Genomic DNA, 19,363 nt, shown 5'->3' with positions numbered 1-19,363 from the left:
GCGAGACCTAGCGCGAGGGCGGGCGGGGGGTCAAATCGTGAAGGGCCAGGGCGGCGCTCACCGGGGCGTGACGATGAGGGGCGGCGCGCCGGGAGAGGGCGGGGCGCCTGCCGGCTCGCCGGGCCCCGGCGCGAGCGGGAACGCCTTCTCCACGAGGAGCCGCGCGAACGGCACCGCGTGCGGTGGCGCCCCCGCGACGAGCGCCCGGGCGGTCGCCGCGGCGGAGCGGGCGTGGGCGACGTCCCCCCGCGCCTCGAGGTGCTCGGCGACGGCGAGCAGGCGGCTCGCGTGCCGGCGGCGCCGCCCCTCGTCGAAGTAGGCGTCCACGGCGTCCGCCACCACGCGCGCCATCTGCTCGGCGCGCTGCCGGTCGTCGATGTACAGCGGCGACACGCCGACCTCGTCGAGCTTCGCGGCGACCTCGCGCAGGTAGCCCTCGTCGGCGAGCCAGCCGCGGAGGAGCGGCAGGTCGTGGAGCTTCGCCGAGGCGGCCACCGCCTCGCGCTCCTCCTCGTCGGCGAGGGGTGGGAACCGCGCCGCGGGGTCGGCGAGCGGCGCGGCCGGGCCGAGCTGCGCGAGCCACAGGTCCGCGCCCTCCGGCACGCGCTGCCCGCTCGCGTCGTTCAGCGCCCGCGCCGCGGCGACGAGAGAGCGGGCCCGCGCGCGGTCGATCTCGCCGACGCCCATGGCCGCGCCGCGCTCCACGAGCCCCTTCGCGAACGCCCGCCACTCCTTGCGTCCGAGGAGCCCGACCTGGAGCTCGACGAGCCCGCGCACGTCGGACACGACCGCCTGCGCGACCTCGATGCCCTTGCCCGGCACGTTCCGGGGGAGCCACACCGCGCGCTCTCCCTGCCCGTCGATCGCCGAGGCGTAGACGGGCAGCGGCGGCTCGGCGGGCGCGGCGGGGGCCACCGCGGGGGCGCGCGGCGGCTCGGGCACCGCGACGCCTCGCGAGCGCAGGACGTGCAGGCTGCGCTTCGCCTCCTTCGCGACCTCCTTCCCCGAGTGACCGGCGAGCGCCGCGAGCACGTCGGCGCGCCCGGCGACGAGCGACGCGCGGCAGAGCGCCGCGGCGAGCGGAGGCGGCAGGGTCGCGATCTCCTCCGGCTTCGCGCGGGAGAGGCCGAGGAGGAGCCGCGAGGCGCGGCCGGCCTCCTCGCGCGGCACGCCGGCGAGCGTGGCGATCTCCTGGCTCTCCACGTTGGGATCCCGGAGGAGCGCGAGCAGCCGGTCGACGTCGAGGGTCGTCATCGAGGGCAATGTAGCGGCGGGTCCGGGGGCGATCCACCTCGTGTCCTGCCCCGGGCGAGTGCGCCGCGGGCGGCCGCGCCCTCCTGCCGCGATCGGCCTTCCGCGTTGACACCGCTCGGGAGGCCTCTCTACGCTGCATCCGGTTCGCGGCCGCCTGCGCGGTACGTCACCCACGGAGGTTCACACATGATGAAGACCCTGCTCGCGGCGATGGCCGCGCTCGCCCTCCTCGCGGCGCGACCTGCGTCGGCGTGCGACGGCGACTGCAAGAACTGCCCGCAGCATGCCCAGGCCGCCGCTGCCGGCGAGGGGAAGAAGGGCGCGGAGGCCGCGCCTGCCGCCCAGTGTCCCTGCGCCAAGGAGGGCAAGGCGTGCAAGTGCGGCGAGAAGTGCCAGTGCCCGCACTGTGCCGCCCACAAGGGCCCCCCGAAGAAGGCGGAAGAGAAGAAGAGCTAGCCCGGACGTCGCCGGATCCGAGGCCGACGGCCGCTCCGGAGACGGGGCGGCCGTCGCACGTCTCGAGCGCGGGTACGACGCCGTGTATCGCTGAGGGCGCGCGGGCCGTCACCGCTTCCCGCCGAATCCCTTCAAGAGCCCCTCGACCGCGTCGCGCCCGCGCTCCACCTGCTTGCGGGCGCCCTTCACCGCCTCGTGCGCCTCCCCTCGCGCGAGGTTCGCGACCGCTGTGTCCGCTCGCACCGAGACGCTGGGCGACTCGAGCGTGCCGCCGAGCGCGAGCGGGACCTCGAGCATCTGCGGCAGCGGCAGGCCGCCCGGGACGACGCGGGCGAGCGCCGCCTTCGGGACGGAGGACGTGCCCTCGAGCGCGAGCCGGCCGTCGAGGCCCACGCGACCGCCGAGCGCGAGCTTCCCGAACGGCGTGTCGACGGTCACGGGCGCCCTCGCCACGAGGAACCCGTCCTTCACGTCGAACTCGCCGGCGAGGTTCTTGAACTCGGTGCGCCCCTTCGCGCCGCTCACCTCGCGGGCCGCGCGGCCGCGGCCGAGCTGCTCGAGCCCCCGCGCCACGCCGCCGAGCACCGCGTCGCCGAGGTCGGTCGTGACGAGCGCGCCGTCCTTCACGGCGAGCGCGGCGAGGCCGGTGAGCGCCTGGCGCAGCTTCGCCCAGTCCGTCCCCTTGCCGACGACGTCGAGCGTGCCGTCCAGCTTGCCCGTCAGCGGCTGCGCGCCGGCGAACGCCTGCAGCGCGCCGCCCAGATCGAGCGCCGAGAGCTTCGCGGCGAGCCTCCAGGTCGGGACCTTCTCCCCGAGCGCGATGTGCGTGCCGGCCCCCGAGACCCGGCCGCCGAACACGGCCGCGTCGAGCTCCTCCACGGTGAGCACGCCCTTCACGAGGCTCACGCGGGCCTTCACGTTCTTCGCCTGGAGCCGGCCGCTCCTCACCTCGGCGAGGGCGACCGTTCCGCGGACGCTCGCGGCGCGGAGCCGCTCGCGCATCGCGGCGGGCACCAGGTCGCCGCCGCGCGGCGGCGCCGCCTCCGCCTTCTCCGGCAGGAGGCCCATCACCGCGTCGAGATCGAGCAGCGAGCCCGTCACGACGAACCAGGCCGCGAGCGGCGGCGTCGCGACGGAGGCGTGGCCGCCGAGGTCCACGCCGGGGCCGCGGAGCGTGAGCTCGGTGAGATCCACGCGCGAGGCGGCGGGCCGCGCCGGCGACCAGGTCGCGAGCGCGCGGAAGTGGCCCGACGCCGGCTGGCCACGGAGCCTCACGTCCTTCAGCGCGCCGGAGCCGTCCACCTTGTAGGCCCGCCCCTCGCCGGTGGTGACCTTCGCCTCGAGGGTCGCCGTGCCGCCGCGGACGAGCGCCCCGAGCTCTGCGGGGAGCAGCGCGCGGAACCGATCGAGCGGGAGCGCGCCGATCTGGAGCCCACCCGTGATGAGCGGCCAGTCCTCCGGCCGCCGGGGCACCCCGTCCGGCAGGTGGTCCACCGAGAGCTGCGCGTGGAGGTTCTGCTGCGCGCTCGCGAACGCCGCCGCGACGCGCACCTCGAACGGGAGGCCGGGGCCGACGCCCGTCGCCTCGAGATCGAGCTGCTCGAGCGCGACGCCCGCGTCGTCCCGGCCCGCGCTCCGGTCCACGAGCCGGATCGCCGCCCCCATGATCCGCACGCGCTCCACCACGACGCGCGTCGCCGCCCCCGCGGCCTGCGCCGGCTCCGCGGCGGTCTCGGGCTTCCCTTCGCCGAGCCCCTCGTAGTTCCAGGTGCCGTCCTTCGCGCGGACGAGGTTCACGGTGGGCTTCACGAGCACGACCGAGCGGACCTCGACGTCCTTCCCGAGCGAGCGGAGGAGCGGCCACAGGCCGAGGTGCACGTCGAGCGACTCGGCGGCGACGAGCCCCGGCTCGCCCGCGCGGCCCGCCACGGTGAGGCCCCGCAGCGCGACGCGGGCCTCGGGGAGGAGGTGGAGCTTCGCGGTCGTGACGGCGACCTCCCGGCCGAGCGCCCGGGACGCCTGCGAGAGCACGAGATCCGCGACGCGCCTCGTGACCGCGGCGGAGTCCACGAGAAGGAGGAGCGCGGCGACGAGCAGGACGAGGAGCCCCGCCGCGGCGCCCGCGATGAGAAGGAGCCTGCGCGCGACGGGACGCCCGCCGGTCGCCATGGTGGAAACGTCTGCTCCCGCTGGCGGGACCGCAAGGGGCGCGGCGCGCGGCTGCCCGGGCGGGAGCGTGCAACGGCGGCTCCCGTGGGGAATGCTTGGGAGGTGACTCGTGCCCAGGGATCGGCCGTCCTCCCCACCGCCCGCGGCGCCGCGGGCGCTCCGGGCGGCCGCCGCGCCGGCCGCGCGACGCTCCGCTTCGTGGCCGAGCAGGCGTTCACGCGGGCCGCGGGGGCGCCGCTCGTGGGCGGCAACGCGGTGCGTCTCCTTCGCGACGCCGGGGAGAACTTCCCCGCGTGGCACGAGGCCATCGCGGCCGCGCGGGAGAGCGTGCTCTTCGAGGCGTACATCTTCGCGGACGACCGGGTCGGCCGGCGGTTCGCGGAGCTCCTCGCGGAGAAGGCGCGCGCCGGCGTGCGCGTGCGCGTCCTCCACGACTGGCTCGGCGGGATCGGCGAGGCCTCGTCGCGCTTCTGGCGCCGGCTCGCGGACGCGGGGGTCGAGGTCCGCACGTTCAACCCGCCGCGCCTCGACAGCCCCATCGGCTGGATGGGGCGCGATCACCGCAAGAGCATCGTCGTCGACGGGCGCGTCGGCTTCGTCACCGGGCTCTGCGTCGCGGAGCGCTGGGCGGGCGACCCGGCCCGCGGCGCGGAGCCGTGGCGCGACACCGGCGTGGAGGTGCGAGGGCCGGCCGTGGCGGATCTCGCCCGCGCGTTCGCGCAGGTCTGGGACGAGGCGGGAGCGCCGCTCCCGGACGAGGAGCTCCCGGACCCCGCTCACGTGGCCGCGGCGGGCGAGGTGGCGTTGCGCGTCGTCGCGAGCGAGCCCGCGACGGCCGGGCTGTACCGGCTCGACCAGCTCGTCGCGGCGATGGCGCGCCGCTCCCTCTGGATCACCGACGCGTACTTCGTGGGCACGGCGGCCTACGTGCAGGGGCTCCGCGCCGCCGCGCACGACGGCGTGGACGTGCGGCTCCTCGTGCCGGGCGACTCGGATCTCGGCCTCGTGAAGCGCCTCTCGGTCGCGGGCTACCGGCCGCTGCTCGAGGCGGGGGTGCGGATCTTCGAGTGGAACGGGGCGATGCTCCACGCGAAGACCGCCGTCGCGGACGGGCGCTGGGCGCGCGTGGGATCGTCGAACCTGAACCTCTCCTCCTGGCTCGCGAACTGGGAGCTCGACGTCGCGATCGAGGACGAGGGCTTCGCGCAGCGGATGGAGGACGCGTACGAGGAGGACCTCGGGCGCGCGACGGAGATCGTGCTCGACGCGCGCCGCCGCGTGCAGCCGGTCCGTCCCGTACCGCGCCTGCGCCGGCCGCGACCGCCGGGACGGCGGCGCCGCCGCGAGGGCTCGGCGGTCGCCGCGGCCGGCGCGCTCCGCATCGGCAACGCGGTGGGCGCCGCGCTCGGCGGCTATCGCGTGCTCGGCCCCACCGAGGCGCGCGTCCTCGCCGTCGCCGCGGGCGTGGTCCTCGCGCTCGGCGCGGTCGCCGTACTCTGGCCGCGCGTCATCGCGACGCCGCTCGCGGCCCTGGGCCTGTGGCTCGGGATCTCGCTCGCCGCGCGGGCGTGGCGGCTGCGGCGGCACGGGGCGGGCACTCCCACCCCCGTGGAGCGCTCCGCCGAGGAGGCCGCCGTGGCCCGGCGCGCGCTCGCCGGGGAGGCCGACCCGGACCGCGCCCGCGAGGACGCGGGTCGCGACGCGCGCGCCTGAGCAGCTCAGCCGGTCGCGATGGCGTCGTAGCCCCGCCCGCTCAGCTGGAGCAGGCAGAGCCCGTGCCCGAACGGATCGGCGAGGAGCGCGAGCCGGCCCCACGCGTGCGCCTGCACGTCGCCCTCCTGGGTCGCGCCCGCGGCGAGCGCGCGGCGGAGCGCGGCGTCGAGGTCGGGCACGACCACGTCGAGGTGGACGGGGGTCCAGTGCCGCGCGAAGTCCCGCACCTGCGCGGACGCCGCGCTCGCCCGGCTCCCGGGCGCCTTCGCGAGGAGGTCGATCGGGCACGGGCCGCCCAGCATCTCGACGCCCCCCGCCCCGAAGCGGCGACCGGGAAAGAGCGAGAGCGCCTCCGAGTAGAACCGGACGGCGCGCTCGAGGTCGGGGACGTCGACGCAGATGCGGAGCTCGGTCATCCGGGACGTGTAGCGCGAGCGCCGGGCGCGCGCCCGCTCAGCGCGCCGCCCGCGGGTGTCCGGCGCGCCCGAGGATCGCGTCCATCTCGTCCATCACGCGGTTCATCTCGTCCATGGCGGCGGCGAACGGCGCGGAGGTGGTCATGTCGACGCCCGCGTCCTTCAGGAGGTCGATCGCGTAGCGCGACCCGCCCGCGGAGAGCATCGCGAGGTAGCGGTCGCGGGCCGCGGTCCCGCCCGTCGCCGCCTCCTCGCGGATGGCCTTCGCGAGCGAGGTGGAGGCGACGAGGCTCGTCGCGTACTGGAACACGTAGAAGTCGTAGTTGAAGAAGTGGGGGACCGAGGCCCACTCGACGCCGTAGCGCGCGTCGACGCGGCAGAGGCCCTGGGCGTGCCCGTAGTACTTGCGGACCAGCTCGAGGTAGAGCGCCGAGAGCGCCTCCCCCGAGAGCGCCTCGCCCTTCTCGGCGCGCTCGTGCACGGCGAGCTCGAACTCCGCGAACATCGTCTGGCGGAAGAGGGTGGTGCGGAGCGTCTCGAGGTGCCGGCCGAGGAGGAAGAGCCGCGTCGCGTCGTCCTTCGTCCGGTCGAGGACCCGGTGCAGGAGCAGGTTCTCGTTGAGCGTCGAGGCGACCTCGGCGACGAAGGTCGGGTAGTCGTACTTGGGGAACGGCTGGGCCCTGGCGGCGAGGGCCGAGTGCATGGTGTGGCCGGACTCGTGCGCGAGCGTGGAGACGTCCTCCCACTGCCCGTTGAAGTTGAGGAGCTGGTACGGGTGGACCGCGTACACGCCCATCGAGTACGCGCCCGAGCGCTTCCCGGGGCGGGGGAGGAAGTCGGTCCAGCGGCCGTCGAGCGCGCTGCGCAGCGCCTCGACGTAGGGCGCGCCGAGCGGCGCCACCGCCTCGAGCGTGAGGGCGACGCCCTCGGCAGGCGTGTAGCGCCGCTCGACGTCCTTCACGAGCGGCGCGTAGAGGTCCTCGTAGCGCAGCTCCGAGAGGCCCAGCATGCGCTTGCGGAGCGCGAGGTAGCGGTGGAGCGTGGGGAGGCTCCGGTTCACGTCGGCGACGAGCTGGTGGTAGACCGCGGGCGGGATGTTGGCGGCGAAGAGCGCCGACTCGAGCGACGACCGGAAGCCGCGCACGTCCTTCTCGAAGCGGTGCGCCTTCACCTGCGCGTCCATCGCCGCGCCCAGGGTCCGCTCGTAGGTCTTCACCGCGTCGAAGAAGGCCCGGAACACCTTCTCGCGGTCCGCCGCCGACGGCGCCGTGCGCGCCCGCTGGTAGCCCGCGGGATCGAGGCGGACCGCCTCGCCCGTGGAGAGCCTCACCGTGGGCCAGGGGATGTCGGCGTTCGTCAGGACGCCGTGCACCGCGGGCGCCGCGCCCTCGAGCTCACCCGCCTGCGCGACGATCCGCTCCTCCCGCGGCGAGAGGGTGTGGTCCTTCCAGCGGAGGAGGTCCGAGAGGAAGAAGTCGAACTGGGCGAGGCGCGGGTCCTCCTTCAGGAACGCCTTCACCTTCGCCGCGTCGACGGCGAGGAGCTCCGGGCGCACGAACGAGGCGGCCGCCTCCAGCTCGACGCCGAGCCGCTCCGCCTCCTGCCTCAGCTCCCGCGGGCGCGCCGCCTTGACGTCGCCGTCGCTCCTCAGCATCGCGTAGGCGAAGAGCCGCTCGTACCGCTCGCGGAGCTGCGCGAGGTCCGCGAGGCCGTCCGCGAGCGCCTTCGCGGAGGCGCCCAGGCGCCCCTCGTGCCGCCCCCGGAACCCCGCGACGTCCTTCCCGAGCGCGGCCTTCGCCTCGGACCAGGCGGCGTCGGAGGGGTAGAGCGCGGTGAGGTCCCAGCGGAGCGCCTCGGGGTCGCGCGTCTCGGCGGAGCGCGGCGACCGAGGGCCGGGAGGCGCGGTCTTCCGGGTGGCCGCGGCGGACGTCGGCGCGGCGGCGAGGAGGAAGAGCAGGGCGATGATGGGGCGCATGAGTCTCCCATTGCAGGGGGCAGGGCGGCTGCGCAACGGAGGGCGCGAGGGGCGCGATGTGACGACAGGTCGCGTCAGCGAAGAAAGGAGCTTCGTCTCAGGAGCGCGATTCTACGCCCCCACCCGCTGCACTTCTCGGGCGCCCGTACGGGCGCAGCGGCCGTCACGGACGTCCGTCCGGACGGAGGCGGATCACGAAGGCGTCGAGGCTCCCGGCATTCGGCGCGGCCACGTCACCGCTCGTGCTGCCCGCCACGTACGCGTCGCCCGCACCGTCGATCGCGATTGCCGATACGACGCTCCCGAAAGGACCGTGGCTGCGCGTCCACAGCTCCGAGCCTCCCGCCGAGAGGCGCACGATCATGATCGTCCCGGACGGCCCGGACGCGCCGACCCAGAAGCCCGCCGCCGGGTCGGCGGCCACCGCCGAGACGAGGGTGATGCCTTGCGCGGGTGCGGGCGTCCAGGTCCACCTCGGCGCGCCGGCCGGATCGAACGCGGCCACCCACGGCCGCGTGGTGCCGGTCGATCCCACGCCGTGCCCCGCGACGGCCGCGACGCCGTCCGCGCCCACCCCCACGCCCGTCGGCACGTCGAGGTCGCTCGTCGCCAGGGTGCGCATCCACTCGACGCCTCCGCTCGCGTCGAGCTTGGCGAGGAACACGTCCGACGTGGTGGGCACCGCGGGGTCCGTGGCCTGTCCGGCGACGTACGTGTTCCCCGCCGCGTCCACCGTGAGCGCCACCGGACGGTCCTCGAGCGGCGTCGCGAGGGCCACCTCCCAGACCACCTCACCGCCGGCCCCGTATTTCGTGACGAGCGCGTCGCCCTGCCAGTCGAGCGAGGCGGCGATGACGATGCCGCCGGGCCCCCCCGTGACGAGGGAGTAGACGACGCCAGGCGACCGCTCCCAGACGACCGTGCCGTCGCGCGCGACCTTGCGCACGAAGGCGCCCGACGTGCCGTCCAGGTCCCACCCCGCGTACGTCACGCTGCCCGCTCCGCCGGCGGCCGCTGCGACGATGTTCGTGCCCGGCGCCGACCACGGTCGAACGGGGAGGACCGAGCCGTCGCGCGTGACGGTCGCGACGAAGCTCTCGAAGAGACCGGGCCACGGCGCGAGGAGAAGGTCGAAGCTGTGGCCGATGAGGTGCAACTCCCCTTCGCGATCGAGCGCGATCCCGTGGGCCGTGTCCTGCCCCTCCCACCCGAGCTGCCGCGCGCCGCTCCATGACGGCAGCGCCGGAGCGTCAGGGCCGCAGCGAAACCGGGCCCGGCACTCCGTCTGGCCACGATCGAACCTCACCAGCACGCGCGCGCCGGCGCTCGTCTCGGTGCGGCACGTCGCGTCGCCGCCCGGCTCGCCCCCCAGCGCGACGCACGCCGCCCGCGAAGCGACCGGCACCACGACGAGCTCCTCCGCGCTGCGTCCGACCGGCAGGGTGAGTCCGGCCAGGAGCCGCGAGCCGAACGTCCAGGAGGATGGGCCCGCCCGCACGGCGGGGTCGCCGTCGAGCCCGGTCACCACCGAGGGCGCGTCGGCGACGTTCGTCACCGCGACGCGGAACACGAGGAGCGCTGGATAGGCGTCGACGTCGAGGACGGTCGCCGCGGGCGCGATCATGAGGGGCCGGCCATCCATGCCGATCGCCGGCTTCCCGTGCAACGGTGCGGCGAGGCCCACGCCGAGCTCGCACGTGAGGTCGTGCGCCGCGGCGGACCCGGCGAGCAAGAGCGACGCGATCGCCAACGTCCACCCTCGAGCCATCTCCGCCTCCCTCAGAAGTGCAGCGACGCCTGCGGGACGAGCAGGAGCGCCCCGGTAGAGGGGTCGCGCTGGAGCGACCGCGCGAGATCGAGCTGGATGACGAGGCGGCACCGTCCGGCGTCGACCTCGTCCGCGTCGAACGTGAAGGAGAGCGGGGCGGCGCACACGTCCAGCTCGCCGGACAGGGCCCCGCCGGCCACGCGCGCCGACTCGATCGCGAGGGTGGCCGTGACCGGGCCCGACGCCGGGAGCGGCACGTCCCCGACCCGGAAGCCGTCGCCTGCTGCGAGATCGAACGCGGCGGCGGGCGCCCCCGCCGCGCGGACGCCCACGCGGAACGACGCCACGAGCCCCGTGTGCGCCGCGGCGATCCACAGCGAGGCCGCGCCGCCGCAGCGCGCGGCCACCGCCGGCGGCTCGAGCGGGGGGATGCCGCCGCCCGACGGAGCGCCGCCCCCACCCGGAGCGCCATCCCCAGCGGGGGATCCTGGCGCGGGCGCCGCGCCCCGATCCTGCCCCGTCCCACACGCCGCCAGCAGCGCGGCGATCGCCGCACCCCACGCCCTCGACCTCATCGCAGCCCCCACCCGCGACGCGCCGGTGCATCGCCCCTGGGTGAAGGTCGCCATCCGGGAACCCGGGCGCCAACGTCACGCGCGGGGGGCACTCCATCACGCAGGCGACCGGGCTCGTCGTCCCTAGGGACCTGGAGGCCTTCGGGCCCTACGCCCCCACCCGCTGCACGCCCCTCGCCGCGCTCTGCCCCGGCGCGCGACGTGCGCGCTGGCGGTGCGCCTCGAGCACCTTCCCGAGGTACTGCCCGGTGTAGCTCTCCTTCACCCCGGCGACCTCCTCGGGCGTGCCCTCGGCGATGACGAGGCCGCCGTCGGCGCCGCCCTCGGGGCCGATGTCGATGATCCAGTCGGCGCACTTGATGACGTCGAGGTTGTGCTCGATGACGACCACCGTGTTGCCGGCGTCGACCAGCCGGTCCAGCACGGCGAGGAGCTTCTTCACGTCCTCGAAGTGGAGTCCGGTGGTGGGCTCGTCGAGGATGTAGAGCGTCTTGCCCGTGCCGACGCGGGCGAGCTCGCGCGAGAGCTTGATCCGCTGCGCCTCGCCGCCGGAGAGGGTGGGGGAGGGCTGGCCGAGCTTGAGGTAGCCGAGGCCGACGTCCTCGAGCGTGGTGAGGATGCGCGCGATCTCGCGGTGGTGCTCGAAGAGCGACTTCGCCTCGGTGATGGAGAGATCGAGCACCTCGGCGATGTTCTTGCCCTTGAAGGTGACCCGGAGGGTCGCCTCGTTGAAGCGCTTGCCGCCGCACACCTCGCACGGCACGAGCACGTCGGCGAGGAAGTGCATCTCGACGAGCTTCATGCCGTCGCCCTGGCACGCCTCGCAGCGTCCGCCCTTCACGTTGAAGCTGAAGCGGCCGGGCTGGTACCCGAACGCGCGCGCCTCGGGCGTCTGCGCGAACACCTCGCGGATGGCGTCGAACACCTTCGTGTAGGTCGCCGGGTTCGAGCGCGGGGTGCGGCCGATCGGCTGCTGGTTGATGTCGATGACCTTGTCGATGTGCTCCCAGCCGGTCAGCGCCTGGTGCTTCCCCGGGACCTCGCGCGTGCCGTACAGGTGGCGCATCAGCGCGGGGCGGAGGATCGCGTTCACGAGCGTGGACTTGCCCGCGCCGGAGACGCCCGTGACCGCGGTGAAGCGGCCGAGCGGGAACGAGGCGGTGAGGTCCTTCAGGTTGTTCTCGGTGGCCCCGGAGATGGTGATCGCGCCCTTGTCCTCGCTGCGGCGCCGCTCGGGGACGTAGATCTCCTTGCGCCCGGAGAGGTACGCGCCGGTGAGCGAGTCGGGATCGCGCTTCACCTCCGCCGGCGTCCCCGCGCTCACGATCTCGCCGCCGTGCGCGCCGGCGCCCGGGCCGAAGTCCACGAGCCAGTCCGCCTCCTCCATCGTCTCCTCGTCGTGCTCGACGACGATGACCGAGTTGCCGACGTCGCGGAGCCGCTTGAGGGTCGCGAGGAGCTTGCCGTTGTCGCGCTGGTGCAGCCCGATCGACGGCTCGTCGAGGATGTAGATGACGCCGGTGAGCTCGGAGCCCATCTGCGAGGCCAGGCGGATGCGCTGGCTCTCGCCGCCCGAGAGCGACGGGCCGGGGCGGTCGAGCGTGAGGTAGCTGAGGCCCACGTCCAGCAGGAACTTGAGCCGGTTCTTGATCTCCTTCAGGAGCTCGTCGGCGATCTTCGCCTCGCTCCCCTTGAGATCGAGCGAGCCGAGCCACGCGTGCGCGTCCTGGATCGTGAGCCGGGAGAGATCGACGATGCCCTTGCCGCGGATGCGCACCGCGCGGCTCTCGGGCTTGAGCCGCTCGCCGCCGCAGGTGTGGCAGGGCTTGTCCGAGAAGTAGCGCATGTAGTGGCGGCGCATCGCCTCGGAGCCCGTCGCCTTGAGCCGGCGGTAGAGCTGGTTCACGACGCCCTCGAACTCGATGCGCCAGGAGCGCCCGCCATTCGACGCACCCTCGGTGCCGTAGAGGATGACGTCGCGGTGGAGCTTCGGCAGCTTCGCCCAGGGCAGGTCGAGGTCGATCTTGAGCGAGCGCGCGAGGTGCTCGACGAACTCGAAGGTCCAGCCTTCGCCGCGCTCCATGCCGCTCGCCCAGGGCTCGACCGCGCCCTGGCGGATCGTGAGCGAGGGGTCCGGGATGATGAGGTCCGCGTCCATCTCGGCCCGCGTCCCGAGCCCCTGGCAGTCGGGGCACGAGCCGAGCGGCGAGTTGAACGAGAAGTTCTGCGGCGCGAGCTCGCCGAAGCTGAGCCCGCAGGCGTGGCAGGCGTTGAGCTCGGAGAAGAAGCGATCGTGCTTCTTGTACTCCTCGGGATCCCCCGCCCCGACCCGCTGCTCCTTGTCCGCGTCGGCGACGACGAGGGTGCCCTTCCCCTCGCGGAGCGCGGTCTCGATCGAGTCGGTGAGGCGGGAGCGGATCCCCTCCTTCACCACCAGGCGATCCACCACGAGCTCGATGTCGTGCTTCAGCTTCTTGTCGAGGACGAGCCGGTCGGTGAGCTGGTGGATCATCCCGTCGACGCGCACGCGCGCGAAGCCGCGCTTGGCGAGGTCGGCGAGGAGGTCCCTGTACTCGCCCTTGCGGTTCTGGACGAGCGGGGCGAGCACGAGGATGCGGGCGCCCTCCGGGTACTGGACGATCGCCTCGACGATCTGCTGGGCCGTCTGCTTGCCGACGGGCCGGCCGCACGAGGGGCAGTGCTGGAGGCCGATCGAGGCGTACAGCACGCGCAGGTAGTCGTGGACCTCGGTGATGGTCCCGACCGTGGAGCGCGGGTTGTTCGAGGCCGCCTTCTGCTCGATGGAGATCGTGGGCGAGAGCCCGCGGATGGTGTCGTACTTGGGCTTCTCCATCTGCCCGAGGAACTGGCGCGCGTACGACGAGAGGGACTCGACGTAGCGGCGCTGCCCCTCGGCGTAGAGGGTGTCGAACGCGAGCGAGGACTTCCCGGACCCCGAGACGCCGGTGAACACCACCAGCTTCTTCTTCGGGATCTCGAGAGCGACCGACTTGAGGTTGTGCTCGCGCGCGCCCTTGACTGAGATGAATTCGGGCTCGCTCATGTGGCGCGTTGTCTAACGGAACGTGGCTCTTTTGGCCAGCCGCGTTGTCCCCCGGCGAGGCGTCGTGGACCCGACCCGGCGACGCGGCCGGAGCGGCGGACGGGCGCCGCCTTCCCCCGCCGGGACGATGGTGATAGACGCGGATTCCCGTGAGTTCCGCTCCCCCGCAGCCCTCGCGCTCGCCCGGCGCCGCGCCCCTCGCGCCCGCCACGGCCGGGCCTGCGACCGGGCCCACGGCCGGTGCGCTCTACCCCGTGCGTCCGGGGGAGCGGGCGATGGCCCGCGCGCGGCTGCTCCTCTTCGGCGCGGGGGTCTTCTTCGGGCTGTCCGCCGTGCTCGCGCGCGTCGCGACGCAGGCGGGGATGAACGGCGGGCAGGTCACCTTCGCCCGCTTCGTCCTCGGGATGGCGTTCGTCGGCGGGATCTTCGTCGCGCGTCCGGGCACGTTCCGCCCGCGCCGCAAGGCGCTGCTCGTCTCGCGCGGCTTCTTCGGCGGCATCGCCGCGCTCCTCTACTTCCTCTCCATCGAGCGGATCCCCGCGGGCGAGGCGACCCTCCTCAACAACACCTTCCCGATCTGGGCGGTGCTCCTCTCGCTCTTCGTCCTGAACGAGCGCCCGACCATCCACCTCGGCGTCGGCCTCGCGCTCGCGAGCGCGGGCGTGTTCCTCGTCCTCGGCGGCGGCGGGGTGAGCCTCGGGCTCGGGGTGGGCGAGATCCTGGGCATCGTCTCCGCGGTGTGCGGCGGCGCGGCGGTGACCTCCATCCGCGCGCTCCGGACGACGGACAACGCACCGACCATCTTCTTCGCGTTCGCCGTCGGAGGCGCCGCGGCCTCGCTGCCGTACGCGTTCGCGCCGTGGCCGAGCGCGCCGCTCGCCTGGCTCGCCCTGGCGGGCGTGGGCGTCGTGGCGTTCCTCGCGCAGCTCTTCATGACCGAGGCGTACGGCGCGCTGTCCGTGCCGGAGGCGGCGCTCTGGCAGCAGCTCACGCCCATCGCGAGCTACCTCTGGGCGCTCACCATCGGCGAGCGGATCGGCGGCTGGACGCTCGTGGGCGTGCTGCTCGGGGTGGCCGGGATCGTCTACGGGTCCGTGCTCGGCCACCGGCCTCGCGAGGCGCGCTCGCCGGAGGCGGCGCTCGCCGCCGGGCTCCCCGCGGAGGAGCCATGAGCGAGGGGGGCGGGCGGCGGCCGGGGGCCCCGGCCTCGCCCTCCCGCGGCGCCGGCACGAAGTTCCGCGCGCGCCTGCTCCTCCTCGGCTCCGCCGCCTCGTTCGGGCTCATGGCCGTCCTCGCGCGGCTGCTCTCCACGCGCGGGGAGACGTTCAGCGCAGGGCAGCTCACCGTCGTGCGGTTCGTGGTCGGCGCGGCGGTGTCGCTCGTGGCGTTCCGCGTCCGGCCCGGGCTCTACCGGCCGCACAACCGGCGGCTCCTGTGGACGCGCGGCGTGTCGGGCGGCATCGTCGTCGTCCTCTACTTCCTCGCCCTCCAGCGCATCCCCGCGGGCGAGGCGGGGATGCTCTACAACCTCTTCCCGGTCATCGCGACGGTGCTCTCGATCCGCACGTTCGGGGAGCGGCCGACGATCCACCTCCTCCTCGCGCTCCTCCTCGCCACCTTCGGGGTCGCCCTCGTGCTCGGGAACGGCTCCCTCCGGCTCGGGCTCGGCGCGGGCGAGGCGCTCGCCGTCGGGGCGGCGGTGTTCGCCGCGCTCTCCGCGGTGGTCATCCGCGCCATGCGCGCGACCGACAACGCCGCGACGATCTTCTTCTACTTCTCCCTGGGCGGGCTCCCCGTCGCGCTCCCCTTCGCGCTCGGGCCGTGGCCCACCGCGCCGGGGCCGTGGGCCATCGCCGCCGTGATGGGGCTCGCCGCGTACTCCGCGCAGGTGCTCATGACGGAGGCCTACGGCGCGCTCAGCGTCGGGGAGGCGGCCGTCTGGCTCCAGCTCACGCCGCTCGCGCAGTACCTGCTCGCGGCGGTGCTGCTCGGGGAGCGGGTGTCCGCGGCGGGCGGCCTCGGCATGCTCGTCGGCGTCGCCGGCGTGGCGTATGGCACGGTGCTCGGACACCGGCCGCGCAGCGCGGTGTCGCCGCCGCGTCCGGGCGTTCCGCGCTGAGCGCCCGCCATCGCCGGGCCAGTTCAGGGCCCTCCCGGCGACGCGGCGCGGCATGGGCAGCCCGAAGCGCGCCGCCCCGCCCGGGTCCGGCGGTCGGAGGGTGAACCCGGGTACAACGGGGGACCACCCGCCACGACACGGAGAGTCACGATGAAGAAGCTCGCCGCCGCCGCCCTCGCGCTCGCCGTCGCGCTCCCCGCCCACGCGAAGAAGGTCGCCGGCGTGGACTTCCCCGAGACCATCGAGGTCGCGGGCAAGGCGCTCAAGCTGAACGGCGCCGGGCTGCGCAAGAAGTTCATCATCAAGGTCTACGCGGGGGGCCTCTACCTCACCGAGCCCTCGCGCGACGCGGACGCCGTCATCGCCGCCGACGCTCCGAAGCGCGTCCGCATGGTGTTCCTGCGCGACGTGACGAAGAGCCAGATCATGGACGCGTACCGCGACGGCTTCCGCGCCAACTCGGGCGGCCCGAACCTCGACGCGCTCCTCCAGCAGCTGAAGACGATCGAGCCGGCGATCCCGAACATGCGCGAGGGCGGGGAGATGTTCGTGACCTACGTCCCCGGCCAGGGGACGATCGTCGGGGCGGCGGGCGGGAAGCCCGTGACCGTTCCGGGCAAGGACTTCGCCGACGCGATGTTCCGCAACTGGCTCGGGCGCGAGCCCGCCGACGGAGATCTGAAGAAGAGCATGCTGGGCCGGTAGCGGCTGCTGGGCGCGGCCCTCCTGCGCCCTGGCGGGGCCGCGCGGGCTCCGGTATGCGAAGGCGCATGCCCGGGCTCGATCCGTTCACCGAGGACCACCAGGCGTTCCGGCGCACCGTCCGCGAGTTCTGCGAGCGCGAGCTCGCGCCGCACGCGCGCGCCTGGGACGCGGCCGCCGAGTTCCCGCGCGCCCTCTTCCGCACCTTCGGGGAGCTGGGCTTCTTCGGGATCCGCCACCCGCCGGAGTGGGGCGGGTCCGGGCTCGACTGGTGGTACGTCGTCGCGTACGCCGAGGAGCTCGTCCGCTGCCGCAACGCGGGGCTCGCCATGGCCATGCTGGTCCACGGCGAGATGGCCATCCCCGTGATCGCCGATCTCGGCACGGACGAGCAGAAGCGCGAGTTCCTCGCGCCCGCGATCCGCGGCGAGCGCATCGCGGCGCTCGCGATCTCCGAGCCGGACGCGGGCTCCGACGTGGCGGCCCTCCGGACGACCGCGCGGCGCGACGGCGACGACCTCGTCGTGAACGGCGCCAAGACGTGGATCACGAACGGCGCGCGGGCGGACTTCCTCACGCTGGCGGTCCGCACCGGCGGGCCGGGCCACGAGGGCCTGTCGCTCCTCCTCTTCCCGACCGACACGCCCGGGTTCCAGGTCTCGCGCACGCTCGAGAAGGTGGGGAACCCGTCCTCCGACACGGCGCTCCTCTTCTTCGAGGACTGCCGGGTCCCGGCGCGCTGGCTGCTCGGCGAGGAGAACCAGGGCTTCTACCACGTGATGGCGAACTTCCAGGGCGAGCGGCTCGTCGCCGCGGTGCAGGCGGTGGCCGGGATGCAGCTCATGGTGGAGGACGCGCTGCGCTACGCCGGCGAGCGCAGCGCCTTCGGCCGCCCGCTCGCGCGCATGCAGGTGTGGCGGCACAAGCTCGCCGAGCACCTCACGGCCATCGAGGCGGCGCGCTGGCTCACCTACCGCGCCTGCGATCTCCTCCAGCGCGGCGAGCCGGCGGTGAAGGAGATCTCCATGGCGAAGCTCTTCGCCTGCGACCTCGCCCAGCGCGTCGCCTACGACTGCATGCAGCTCCACGGCGGCATGGGGTACGTGCTCGAGACCGACGTCGCGCGCGCCTGGCGCGACGTCCGCGTGATGACCATCGCCGGCGGCACCTCCGAGATCATGAAGGAGATCATCTCCCGCGCCGCCGGGATGTAGCGCGGCGAGGAGGCAACGCCATGCCCGACGCCCTCGTGGTCCTCGTCACCGCGCCGTCCGCCGAGAAGGCCGCGGAGCTCGCGCGCGCCCTCGTCGAGGAGCGGCTCGCCGCCTGCGGCAACGTCGTCCCGGCCATCCGCTCGATCTACCGCTGGGAGGGGAAGGTGCAGGACGAGGCCGAGGCGCTCCTCGTGCTCAAGACCACGCGCGGACGCTTCGAGGCGCTGCGGGAGCGCGTGCTCGCCCTGCACCCCTACGACGTGCCGGAGGTGCTCGCCCTGCCCGTGGAGGCGGGGAGCGCGCCGTACCTCGCCTGGCTCGCCGGGGCGACGCGCGAGACGGGTGAGACGTGAGCGAGGTCGCCGGGGGACGCCACGCGCCTCACTTCTTCCGGAAGAGCGCCTCGAGCGCGTCCCGCGGATTCTCCTCCGCCGGCGCCGGGGCCTCTCCGAACAGCGCCCCGAGCTGATCGCGCGCGGCCCGCGAGCTCTTGCGGCGGCGCGAGGCGCCGTCGCCGAGCTGGAACAGGTCGCAGGCGTTCGAGGCGATCTTGTCGATGATGTGCTCGGCGTGGGGCTCGCGGCACTCGTGCGCGGAGCCCTCGTCGTAGTGGCGGCAGTCGATGCAGCAGTGGAGGTCGGCGTCGCACTCGGGGCAGGTGGTCCGACGTCCCACCGGGCCGTCGATCCGGAGCGTCGCCCCGCACGCGTGGCAGCTCGTCGGCATGCGGTTATCATAAGCCCCCGGGGGGGACGGGCGCATCGATGCAGAAGCCCATCCCGTATGGCCGCTACGTCCTGCTCGATCGCATCGCGATCGGCGGCATGGCCGAGGTGTACGTGGCGCTCCGGCGCGACGACGCCTCCGCGCGGCTGTACGCCCTGAAGCGCATCCTCCCGACGCTCGCGGAGGACGGCGAGTTCATCCAGATGTTCCTCGACGAGGCGCGGCTCGTCGTCCAGCTGGACCACCCCGGCGTCGTGCCCATCCACGAGCTCGGGAAGCACGGCGAGGGGTACTACATCGCGATGGAGTACGTGCCCGGGCGCGACCTTCGCGCGCTCGTGCAGCGCACCCGGGCGCGAGGCGGGCTGCCCGTGCCCCTCGCGGCCTACCTCGGCTGGCGCGTGGCGGACGCCCTCGATCACGCCCACCGCAAGCGCGACGCGCGCGGCACGCCGCTCCAGATCGTCCACCGGGACGTGTCGCCCGCGAACGTGCTGCTCGGCTTCGACGGCTCGGTGCGGGTCATCGACTTCGGCATCGCCCAGGCGGCGCTCCGGACGCGCCGCGACGCCGCCCTCCGCGGCAAGTTCGGCTACATGAGCCCGGAGATGGCCTCGGGCGGGCCGGTCGACCGGCGCTCCGACGTCTTCGCCCTCGGGGTCGTCCTGCACGAGCTCCTCACCGGCGCGCGGCTCTTCACCGGCCCCTCGGAGCTCGCGGTCCTCGAGAAGGTCCGCCGCGCGGAGGTGCCGGCGCCCTCGCGGGTGAACCCGGCCGTGCCGCGGGGGCTCGACGCCGTCGTGCTCCGGGCCCTGGCGCGCGATCCGGCGGAGCGCTTCGGCTGGGCGAGCGAGCTCCGCGACGCGCTCGTGCCCTGGACGCACGCGGGCTCGCCCGCCGGCGATCCCCCCGCGCTGGCGCGCTTCATGGCGCTCGCCTTCCCCGACGAGCTCCGGCGTGAGCTCGACCGCGTCGAGGAGCTCCGCCGGACCGATCGCGCGCCCGCCGAGGAGGTCTCCCCGCCCGAGAAGACCCAGGTCATCGCGCTCAGGCTCGACGAGCTCCCCGCGTCCCCGGTGGTGGACGAGCCTGGCGCCCGGCCCGCGCGGCGGGGCAGGCGCGTCTCGCGCGCGGCCGCGGCGATCGGCGCCGCCGCGGGCCTCGCCTTCGCCGCCTCGCTCGTGCTCGCCGCGACCTCGCCCTCGCCGGCCC

16 protein-coding genes are annotated in these 19,363 nt (G+C 74.6%); 8 read left to right on the top strand and 8 right to left on the bottom strand.

Going from position 1 to position 19,363, the window contains the following annotated elements; genetic code table 11:
* Nucleotides 1-57: 57 nt before the first annotated feature.
* Complete coding sequence (locus MNY60_RS14500) at nucleotides 58-1,254, bottom strand: hypothetical protein (RefSeq protein ID WP_242338912.1); 1,197 nt, start codon at nucleotides 1,252-1,254, stop codon at nucleotides 58-60.
* A 186-nt stretch (nucleotides 1,255-1,440) separates the two neighbouring features.
* On the opposite strand from MNY60_RS14500, the gene MNY60_RS14495 reads away from it, so the two are divergent.
* Nucleotides 1,441-1,710, top strand: coding sequence for a hypothetical protein (locus MNY60_RS14495; RefSeq protein WP_242338910.1), 270 nt, complete (start codon nucleotides 1,441-1,443; stop codon nucleotides 1,708-1,710).
* 108 nt (nucleotides 1,711-1,818) lie between these two features.
* Here MNY60_RS14495 and MNY60_RS14490 read toward each other — a convergent pair whose 3' ends face one another.
* Nucleotides 1,819-3,879: an AsmA family protein gene (locus tag MNY60_RS14490; protein WP_242360928.1), complete on the bottom strand. Its 2,061-nt coding sequence runs from the start codon at nucleotides 3,877-3,879 to the stop codon at nucleotides 1,819-1,821.
* A gap of 102 nt (nucleotides 3,880-3,981) precedes the next feature.
* Between MNY60_RS14490 and MNY60_RS14485 the strand changes: the two genes are divergently transcribed.
* Nucleotides 3,982-5,592, top strand: coding sequence for a phospholipase D-like domain-containing protein (locus tag MNY60_RS14485; RefSeq protein WP_242360926.1), 1,611 nt, complete (start codon nucleotides 3,982-3,984; stop codon nucleotides 5,590-5,592).
* A 5-nt stretch (nucleotides 5,593-5,597) separates the two neighbouring features.
* On the opposite strand, the gene MNY60_RS14480 is transcribed toward MNY60_RS14485, so the two are convergent.
* The 5 genes from MNY60_RS14480 to uvrA all read right to left on the bottom strand — a co-directional run bounded on the left by MNY60_RS14480 (nucleotide 5,598) and on the right by uvrA (nucleotide 13,390).
* Complete coding sequence (locus MNY60_RS14480) at nucleotides 5,598-6,008, bottom strand: VOC family protein (protein ID WP_242355560.1); 411 nt, start codon at nucleotides 6,006-6,008, stop codon at nucleotides 5,598-5,600.
* 37 nt (nucleotides 6,009-6,045) lie between these two features.
* Nucleotides 6,046-7,983: an oligoendopeptidase F gene (gene pepF / locus MNY60_RS14475; protein WP_242360924.1), complete on the bottom strand. Its 1,938-nt coding sequence runs from the start codon at nucleotides 7,981-7,983 to the stop codon at nucleotides 6,046-6,048.
* A gap of 163 nt (nucleotides 7,984-8,146) precedes the next feature.
* Complete coding sequence (locus MNY60_RS14470) at nucleotides 8,147-9,733, bottom strand: hypothetical protein (RefSeq protein ID WP_242360922.1); 1,587 nt, start codon at nucleotides 9,731-9,733, stop codon at nucleotides 8,147-8,149.
* A gap of 29 nt (nucleotides 9,734-9,762) precedes the next feature.
* Nucleotides 9,763-10,158, bottom strand: a complete 396-nt coding sequence (locus tag MNY60_RS14465) for a hypothetical protein (RefSeq protein WP_242338898.1) — start codon at nucleotides 10,156-10,158, stop codon at nucleotides 9,763-9,765.
* 316 nt (nucleotides 10,159-10,474) lie between these two features.
* Complete coding sequence (uvrA, locus tag MNY60_RS14460) at nucleotides 10,475-13,390, bottom strand: excinuclease ABC subunit UvrA (RefSeq protein WP_242338896.1); 2,916 nt, start codon at nucleotides 13,388-13,390, stop codon at nucleotides 10,475-10,477.
* 275 nt (nucleotides 13,391-13,665) lie between these two features.
* Here uvrA and MNY60_RS14455 point away from each other — a divergent pair, with 275 nt between their 5' ends.
* The 5 genes from MNY60_RS14455 to cutA all read left to right on the top strand — a co-directional run bounded on the left by MNY60_RS14455 (nucleotide 13,666) and on the right by cutA (nucleotide 17,778).
* Complete coding sequence (locus MNY60_RS14455) at nucleotides 13,666-14,562, top strand: DMT family transporter (RefSeq protein ID WP_242338895.1); 897 nt, start codon at nucleotides 13,666-13,668, stop codon at nucleotides 14,560-14,562.
* Nucleotides 14,559-15,509 (top strand): DMT family transporter, encoded by a 951-nt coding sequence (locus MNY60_RS14450; protein ID WP_242338892.1) that lies wholly within the window; start codon nucleotides 14,559-14,561, stop codon nucleotides 15,507-15,509. The genes MNY60_RS14455 and MNY60_RS14450 overlap by 4 nt, the downstream gene beginning before the upstream one ends.
* Nucleotides 15,510-15,659: 150 nt before the next feature.
* Nucleotides 15,660-16,214 (top strand): chalcone isomerase family protein, encoded by a 555-nt coding sequence (locus tag MNY60_RS14445; RefSeq protein WP_242338889.1) that lies wholly within the window; start codon nucleotides 15,660-15,662, stop codon nucleotides 16,212-16,214.
* Nucleotides 16,215-16,279: 65 nt separating this feature from the next.
* Nucleotides 16,280-17,425, top strand: coding sequence for an acyl-CoA dehydrogenase family protein (locus MNY60_RS14440; RefSeq protein ID WP_242338887.1), 1,146 nt, complete (start codon nucleotides 16,280-16,282; stop codon nucleotides 17,423-17,425).
* Nucleotides 17,426-17,445: 20 nt separating this feature from the next.
* Entirely contained in the window at nucleotides 17,446-17,778 is a 333-nt protein-coding gene (cutA, locus tag MNY60_RS14435) for a divalent-cation tolerance protein CutA (protein WP_242338885.1), read from the top strand.
* Nucleotides 17,779-17,806: 28 nt separating this feature from the next.
* Here cutA and MNY60_RS14430 read toward each other — a convergent pair whose 3' ends face one another.
* Nucleotides 17,807-18,151, bottom strand: coding sequence for a hypothetical protein (locus MNY60_RS14430; RefSeq protein ID WP_242338883.1), 345 nt, complete (start codon nucleotides 18,149-18,151; stop codon nucleotides 17,807-17,809).
* Nucleotides 18,152-18,189: 38 nt separating this feature from the next.
* Here MNY60_RS14430 and MNY60_RS14425 point away from each other — a divergent pair.
* The coding region (locus MNY60_RS14425; RefSeq protein WP_242360920.1) for a serine/threonine-protein kinase at nucleotides 18,190-19,363 on the top strand (1,174 nt) is incomplete at its 3' end.

The sequence above is a fragment of the Anaeromyxobacter sp. SG17 genome (assembly GCF_022690695.1).
GTDB lineage: Bacteria > Myxococcota > Myxococcia > Myxococcales > Anaeromyxobacteraceae > Anaeromyxobacter > Anaeromyxobacter soli.
Note: the sequence above shows the minus strand (reverse complement) of the source record. Positions and strands in the feature narration are given on the sequence as shown.

Excerpts from the sequence above, each read along its gene's own strand:
- MNY60_RS14490 (WP_242360928.1), bottom strand. The coding sequence starts at position 3,879 with ATGGCGACCGGCGGGCGTCCCGTCGCGCGCAGGCTCCTTCTCATCGCG.
- MNY60_RS14440 (WP_242338887.1), top strand. The coding sequence starts at position 16,280 with ATGCCCGGGCTCGATCCGTTCACCGAGGACCACCAGGCGTTCCGGCGC.
- MNY60_RS14455 (WP_242338895.1), top strand. The coding sequence starts at position 13,666 with ATGGCCCGCGCGCGGCTGCTCCTCTTCGGCGCGGGGGTCTTCTTCGGG.
- cutA (WP_242338885.1), top strand. The coding sequence starts at position 17,446 with ATGCCCGACGCCCTCGTGGTCCTCGTCACCGCGCCGTCCGCCGAGAAG.
- MNY60_RS14445 (WP_242338889.1), top strand. The coding sequence starts at position 15,660 with ATGAAGAAGCTCGCCGCCGCCGCCCTCGCGCTCGCCGTCGCGCTCCCC.
- pepF (WP_242360924.1), bottom strand. The coding sequence starts at position 7,983 with ATGCGCCCCATCATCGCCCTGCTCTTCCTCCTCGCCGCCGCGCCGACG.
- MNY60_RS14495 (WP_242338910.1), top strand. The coding sequence starts at position 1,441 with ATGATGAAGACCCTGCTCGCGGCGATGGCCGCGCTCGCCCTCCTCGCG.
- MNY60_RS14450 (WP_242338892.1), top strand. The coding sequence starts at position 14,559 with ATGAGCGAGGGGGGCGGGCGGCGGCCGGGGGCCCCGGCCTCGCCCTCC.
- MNY60_RS14500 (WP_242338912.1), bottom strand. The coding sequence starts at position 1,254 with ATGACGACCCTCGACGTCGACCGGCTGCTCGCGCTCCTCCGGGATCCC.
- MNY60_RS14430 (WP_242338883.1), bottom strand. The coding sequence starts at position 18,151 with ATGCCGACGAGCTGCCACGCGTGCGGGGCGACGCTCCGGATCGACGGC.
- MNY60_RS14480 (WP_242355560.1), bottom strand. The coding sequence starts at position 6,008 with ATGACCGAGCTCCGCATCTGCGTCGACGTCCCCGACCTCGAGCGCGCC.
- uvrA (WP_242338896.1), bottom strand. The coding sequence starts at position 13,390 with ATGAGCGAGCCCGAATTCATCTCAGTCAAGGGCGCGCGCGAGCACAAC.